4 protein-coding genes are annotated in these 5,741 nt (G+C 40.3%); 1 reads left to right on the top strand and 3 read right to left on the bottom strand.

The annotated features are described in order from the left end of the window. From VE944_RS30225 to VE944_RS30215, 3 genes are all read right to left on the bottom strand, one after another. Window positions 1–2,155: tetratricopeptide repeat protein (locus VE944_RS30225; RefSeq protein ID WP_324986276.1), on the bottom strand; the 2,155-nt coding region annotated here is incomplete at its 3' end. Between the two features lie 56 nt (window positions 2,156–2,211). Then, a complete protein-coding gene (locus VE944_RS30220) occupies window positions 2,212–2,994 on the bottom strand; it encodes a PP2C family serine/threonine-protein phosphatase (RefSeq protein ID WP_324986273.1) in 783 nt (260 codons plus the stop codon). A 50-nt stretch (window positions 2,995–3,044) separates the two neighbouring features. Then, on the bottom strand, window positions 3,045–3,719 hold the full coding sequence (locus VE944_RS30215) for a vWA domain-containing protein (protein WP_324986271.1): 675 nt from the start codon (window positions 3,717–3,719) through the stop codon (window positions 3,045–3,047). 757 nt (window positions 3,720–4,476) lie between these two features. Between VE944_RS30215 and VE944_RS30210 the strand changes: the two genes are divergently transcribed. Then, on the top strand, window positions 4,477–5,741 hold a 1,265-nt coding region (locus VE944_RS30210; protein WP_324986268.1), incomplete at its 3' end, for a DUF4388 domain-containing protein.

Here is a 5,741-nt window from a genome sequence, read left to right as displayed (position 1 = left end):
TACTTGAGCTTTGGAATAAAGGGTCACATTTGTTTTCTATGACTACACACATGTTACTGAGTGCTTGCTGATAATTATCCATATCATCTTGCTCAAGAAAGAATTTAGCAGATGCCTGTATATCCTCGACAGCTTTCGCCTGATTTTTGTTAGATTCACTACCGCCATACTGTGCTAATTCATAGCGAACCATACCTCGTTTGAGATACACTTTTGCTAGTTTGGGGCTGATAGCTAATGCTTGGTTAAAGTCAGCGATCGCTTGATTATATTCTTGCTCATAATTGCTGCTATATTGAGCAATTTGATAATAGACTACACCGCGCTGAAAGTAAGCTTCTGCTTTGGATACATTAAGTTTTATCGCGTGACTAAAATCTGTGATCGCTCTTTTGTAAGCTTGTTGAGATTCACCGCTATATTTAGCCATTTGAGTGCGGACAATCCCGCGTCTGATATAAGCTTCAATTTCATTATTATCCAGACCAATGGCGCGATTATAGTCTGCGATCGCTAGGTTATACTCTAGATCGGGATCGTTGCTATATTCGGCGAGCATATAGCGGGCATTACCCCGATTCACAAGAGCTTTGGTTTGATTGGCATTGATTTTGAGAGCTTGGCTATAATCTACAACTGCTCCTTCGTAATCTTTCATGTTATAGCGAGCATTGCCACGATTTACAATAGCTCTGGCATGTGTCGGTTCTTGTTCAATTGCTCCGGTAAAGCTGGCAATTGCTTTTTCATAATCTCGGTCTTTGTAAGCAGTATAACCCTGCTGATAATAATCAGCGAAGCTGAGTTTGTTATTTGTCTGGGGAGACTTCAGTGTTTGTTGAGTGTAAGCATTTTGGGTAACCAACGGCTGAGTAAGTTTAATCATTACATCCGCATATCCCAATAAACCAAAACCCAGCAAGCAACAAATAATCGGGTACAACTTTGACTTTTTGGAAGGTTTATAAGATGCACCGCTTGGGGTAATTACTGGCTGCCAATAATTAGCTGAGTGCGGTGACATAGTTCGCTGTCGCTGTGGAAAATGCGGTGTCTGGGTGTAGTGCTTTTTCCGTTTGATTCGCGGTTGGAGATGTTCTCTAGCTTCTATAGCCCGATGTGATGGGAAGGGGTCGCGTCCGCCTAATCGCACGGTACGTTCACACCAGGGACAGCTACGCATGTGGTTGTTGTAGCGATGCTGAGGATTTGTCGTGCAGGTAATCAGGGAATCTTCGGCTTCAGCAATAGCCGATAGCCAAGCCTGGGCGCTGGGGCGCAGCTGTGGGTTGTTGTGACCGTCTTCAAAACAACGGACAAATAGTTCTTGTAAGCTGGGATGAAGAATTTCCCAAGCGGGTGCAATGGGTGTAGGAAGGTAGGGTACGTAGCGCTTTTGGCTGTAAGTGAAATGACCCGATGCAATGCGGGCTTCGTAGGGCGGTGGCTCAATAGCACCTTGAAAAATCCCCGAAAATGGGTGCGTGCCTTCCATTAAAAGTTGAAATACCAGCACCGCTAACCCAAATAAATCGTGAGAAATTTCGCGATCGTGCTGGGCAAAAGTTTTATTCTGTAGTTCTGGTGGGGTAAACTCTGGTTTCCCAACTGGGCAGCGATAAACCACATTGCTGCTTGGGTCAAGTACTTGGAAGGAGTCTGTATCTATCAAAGTCACCAGTGCTGTGTCACTGACGAGGATATTTGACTCATTCACATCACCAATACAATATCCACTAGCGTGTAAAGCAGCAAAAGCTGCCGCCAAGTTACGAGCCGTGCGGAGCAGGTACTGATAGTTGAATAGGGGGCAGTGTTGGCGACGGGTTCTGGGGTTGTAAAAGTCGATAATTGGACGCATCCCCTGAATCCGTGGCATTAAAAAGCCGAGGATGCTATTTTTGCCATCTGCCGCCCGTAATAAATCCTCTGGCCAAGCGATAGAGATATGCCCTAAACTCGCCGTAGGGTTTTCTGGCGGGTTGGCAAGCATCGCTTGGAGTTTATCAGCATGAGCAGTCGTTGGCTTGTGGTAAATCTTTGCCACCAAGTTGTTATCAGATGGCACTGCATAAACACAAGCTTCACCGCCACGTCCCAAACTGACATTGAGACTGAGGATTTCTTTTCTAGGGGAACAACGTAGTACCTGCATAATGAAATTACCGCTAACGGAGTTATTGTAAGATGTGAAACCTGTAAATTTCTTGCTTATGAGTTGTTGAATGCAGCTATAATGAGTGTCAAATCATCATCAGTGCGTTGCGTAATCCGTTCTGAGCGTAAAAAGTTTACCAACTGCTCCTTCGCTTCTGTCTTATCCTCGGCATTAGCTACAAATTCAAACAGGGGAAAAAAGAAGGGTTTGTGAGGTTCGCCAACAACCATATTCAAAGCCAACATTTGTAGTCCGTCGGTGATGATGCCAACATTTACTATGTCTGTGCGCCAGACTTTCATCTGCGCTGTATCTAAGGCATTAGGAGAAGTTAAAAAAGTTGTTTCGTTGATGTATTCGCCGCTATCAGGTATAGTCAGTGCCAGGAGGTTGCCCATGCTATCTTTTGCCACTGCCAAACCATCACCTATTTGCATTACAGCCACAAATTCTGGTGTGGCAAGCATCACAATTAAGGTAGTGGCTAAATCTTGAGGCTGTTTGTCACAAGTAGCCGCCTCATCATCCACAGCTTTTTTGGCAGCTAATATGGCATCATTTAAGAGCGATCGCACCAATGCATCATCACTCAAACTTTTCCGGGTAAGTCCAATGGTTGAAATGTTTTCTATTGCTGTCTCCACAGCAATCATCGCTCCCACTTTCCCAAGGCTAGCAGAACCCGCGCCATCTGCTGCGGCCGCCACTAAAATGTTATCTGATAATACCTGCCAATGATGAGCATCCTGGCATAACTGATTATTTTTTAAGTGACTTGTACCACATACAGACGCAGCCACAATCCGCCATTGAGCAATCTGTTTTGATATGTTCATAGATTTTTTTCCAGCAGCTATCTGTGTAAACATCAAGCTGCGATTTTTTATTAAACAGTCCCCCAACCAATCGGCGGTAGTGCTACCTGTTCGTCCACCTGCGAATGGGAAACAGCTGACATACTAGTTGACAACCAGACAAACATCTCGATAAAATTTAATCCTTTCAGCTTCAGGGGGGTACGCACAGCTATTTGATTTAAACGAGTCATATTTGCATTTTCTACACCTACTGTAAAAAATGCTACGCGCTTATTAGTTTCATCTCCCTGTAGGCGCACGGATGCTTGCTCTACGACATTTTCTAACTCGCCTTGTGGTTCTCCATCGGTAATCATGAATACCCAAGGACGATAGTAAGCAATCCCATTGGCACGATACTGAGATTTCCGCTCTTGAATTATGTCTAAAGCTTTATGAATTCCTGCACCCATCGTAGTCAATCCCTGAGCTGTCAAAATCGGTGGATTGAATTGATCCGCAGTCACAAAGTCTTGTACTACATTGATATTACTATCAAATGTTACGATCGCGACTTCCACCCGTCTTGCGGCTAAGGAATTTTTGACTAATTCATCCTTTAAACTTAGCAAACCCTGATTTAAAGCCTCAATCGGGTCTCCCTGCATCGAGCCAGATGTGTCTAGTAACAGTACACAAGGACAACGTGGTTCCGGGTTCTCAGCAAATTCTACTACTTCATCAAGTCTTAATGTATCATCCATAACTTTTTGTGTTATGTTAAAGTTCAAAGCTTTATTTCCCTTTTCTCAGAGTATATAATCACAATCGCCGAAGCGACTTACAGAATATAGTAGCTAGTGGTAGATGCTCTAATTTTTATTAAACAAATTTTTTTCATGAAGTTCTCTACATATTTAAGAAGAACTTGAGAACAGCTTAGTTTAGCAAAAAAGAGTTTATCAAAACGCAGCATTCCCTGTTGTAATGTATCTACCCAAAAATTATATCCATTAACCTTACAGTACAATAAATACGTAAACTTTCCTATATAACTTTTTAAAGATTTTATGTAGAAGAATCGTTCTTTTACATAAAGATAATTAACCATAATTAAGCTCATTAGCCCTAAAAGTATAGCAGTGTAGCTGCGGAAACATGGAATCAAATTTACCTCTTTCAGTAAGTGGGCATAAATAAACATCATTATTAAGGTCTTCAGTCAAGAGTTGTTGGTAGTAAGTAAAATCAAGAACTAACTAACATCTACTGATAGTCTAGCTAGGATAGATATTTACGTTTATTCATACCCACTTACTTTTTTTTTTGAGATAGATAAAATAAGTAGAGTGTGCTAAATGTAACAAAATATGTTTAAAATTTACTAGTTTTAACATATATACATATTTTAAAAGGAATATTTTGTACGGAGAGAAATATTACAAAGAAGAAAATATTTCATAGCTGATATTTTCAATTTACAAATGTTCGGTTGTTGATTCCGCAAAAAACTTGAAAAATATGAATAATTCTGGTGCATTCACCAAACTACGTCCCATAAGTTTGTTAAGACAGTTATCCAATTGCTCTGACAGTACTTGTTTACAAGCATTGAATAACTCAGTTTCTTGGTCGATTTACTTAGAACAGGGAAGAATAACCTACGCTACCCATTCAGTGGAACCCTTTGACAGGCTAGAACGTCATTTGCGTCGCCTCAGCCCCCAAATTCCACTGCTTACCAGTGAGATTCGTGTTCAATTACGTCTAATGTTTGAACCCGATTCATACACTCAGTTAATTGAAGATGACAGTAATTTAAGAAGCCACCCTCCTGAGTATCAGGCTATATCCTGGCTTGTTAGTCAACAACATTTACATTCTACACAAGCAGCAGTGCTGATTCAAGAATTGGTTCGAGAGGTGATTGAATCATTTCTACTAATAAAAGAAGGTACTTATGAATTAGCAGAACGACTTGATATAATGCCAATATTTTGTAGGTTAGATGTAGAAAAAATTCTAGAACATTGCCAAATAAGATTAAAAAAATGGCAAGCTTTTGTTCCTCAAATTTCTTCTCCATATCAACGTCCATATCTGTTTATTAACAGCAAAATTGAGGAAAAAGATTTACCAAAACTCCAGCCAGATTTAACTAATTGGATGAAAGGTTTTAGCCTGTGTCATCTAGCCGTAATTTTGAATCAAGATGAAATCCAACTGGCTCACACTTTATACTCTTACATACTTAAGGGTGCTATTATCTTGCATGAAGCTGATCCACCTTATGATAAATTACCAAAGATATTTGAAGAGCAATCGCTTATCTCTAAATTCATTCCCAAGTTAGTTGATACCAAAAAAGAATTAAATACCACCGTCAACTCTTACCTAGATATTTCTGAAGAGAATATAGTTCCTGTCCAACGATTACCTCAGATTTATCCTTCTCCAAAAGAGAAATTTCAGGAGCCAACAATATCAAATAGCATAACTCCTTCTTCCCAAATAGTAGCGGCTGCTACTGTAACGGGACAAAAAGCTCACAAAATCGTTTCTGTTGACGATAGCCCCACAATTCTCAAAGAAATTAGTTATTTCTTAGAAAATGAAAATTTTTCTGTAGTGACTATTAACGATCCAGTAAAAGCCGTTTTGTCAATTATAAGGCACAAACCGGATTTAATTTTGTTGGATTTAAACATGCTAGGAATCGACGGTTATGAGTTGTGCCGGATTATACGAAATAATTCCATATTTCAAAAGACTCCTATCATCTTTGT

The sequence above is a fragment of the Nostoc sp. genome, assembly GCF_035638895.1.
Classification (GTDB): Bacteria; Cyanobacteriota; Cyanobacteriia; order Cyanobacteriales; family Nostocaceae; genus Nostoc.
This window is presented reverse-complemented; position numbering and strand designations above follow the sequence as displayed.

What these genes read in the sequence shown, in the direction of transcription:
- VE944_RS30220 (WP_324986273.1), bottom strand. Translation starts at nt 2,994, where the DNA reads ATGAACATATCAAAACAGATTGCTCAATGGCGGATTGTGGCTGCGTCT.
- VE944_RS30215 (WP_324986271.1), bottom strand. Translation starts at nt 3,719, where the DNA reads ATGGATGATACATTAAGACTTGATGAAGTAGTAGAATTTGCTGAGAAC.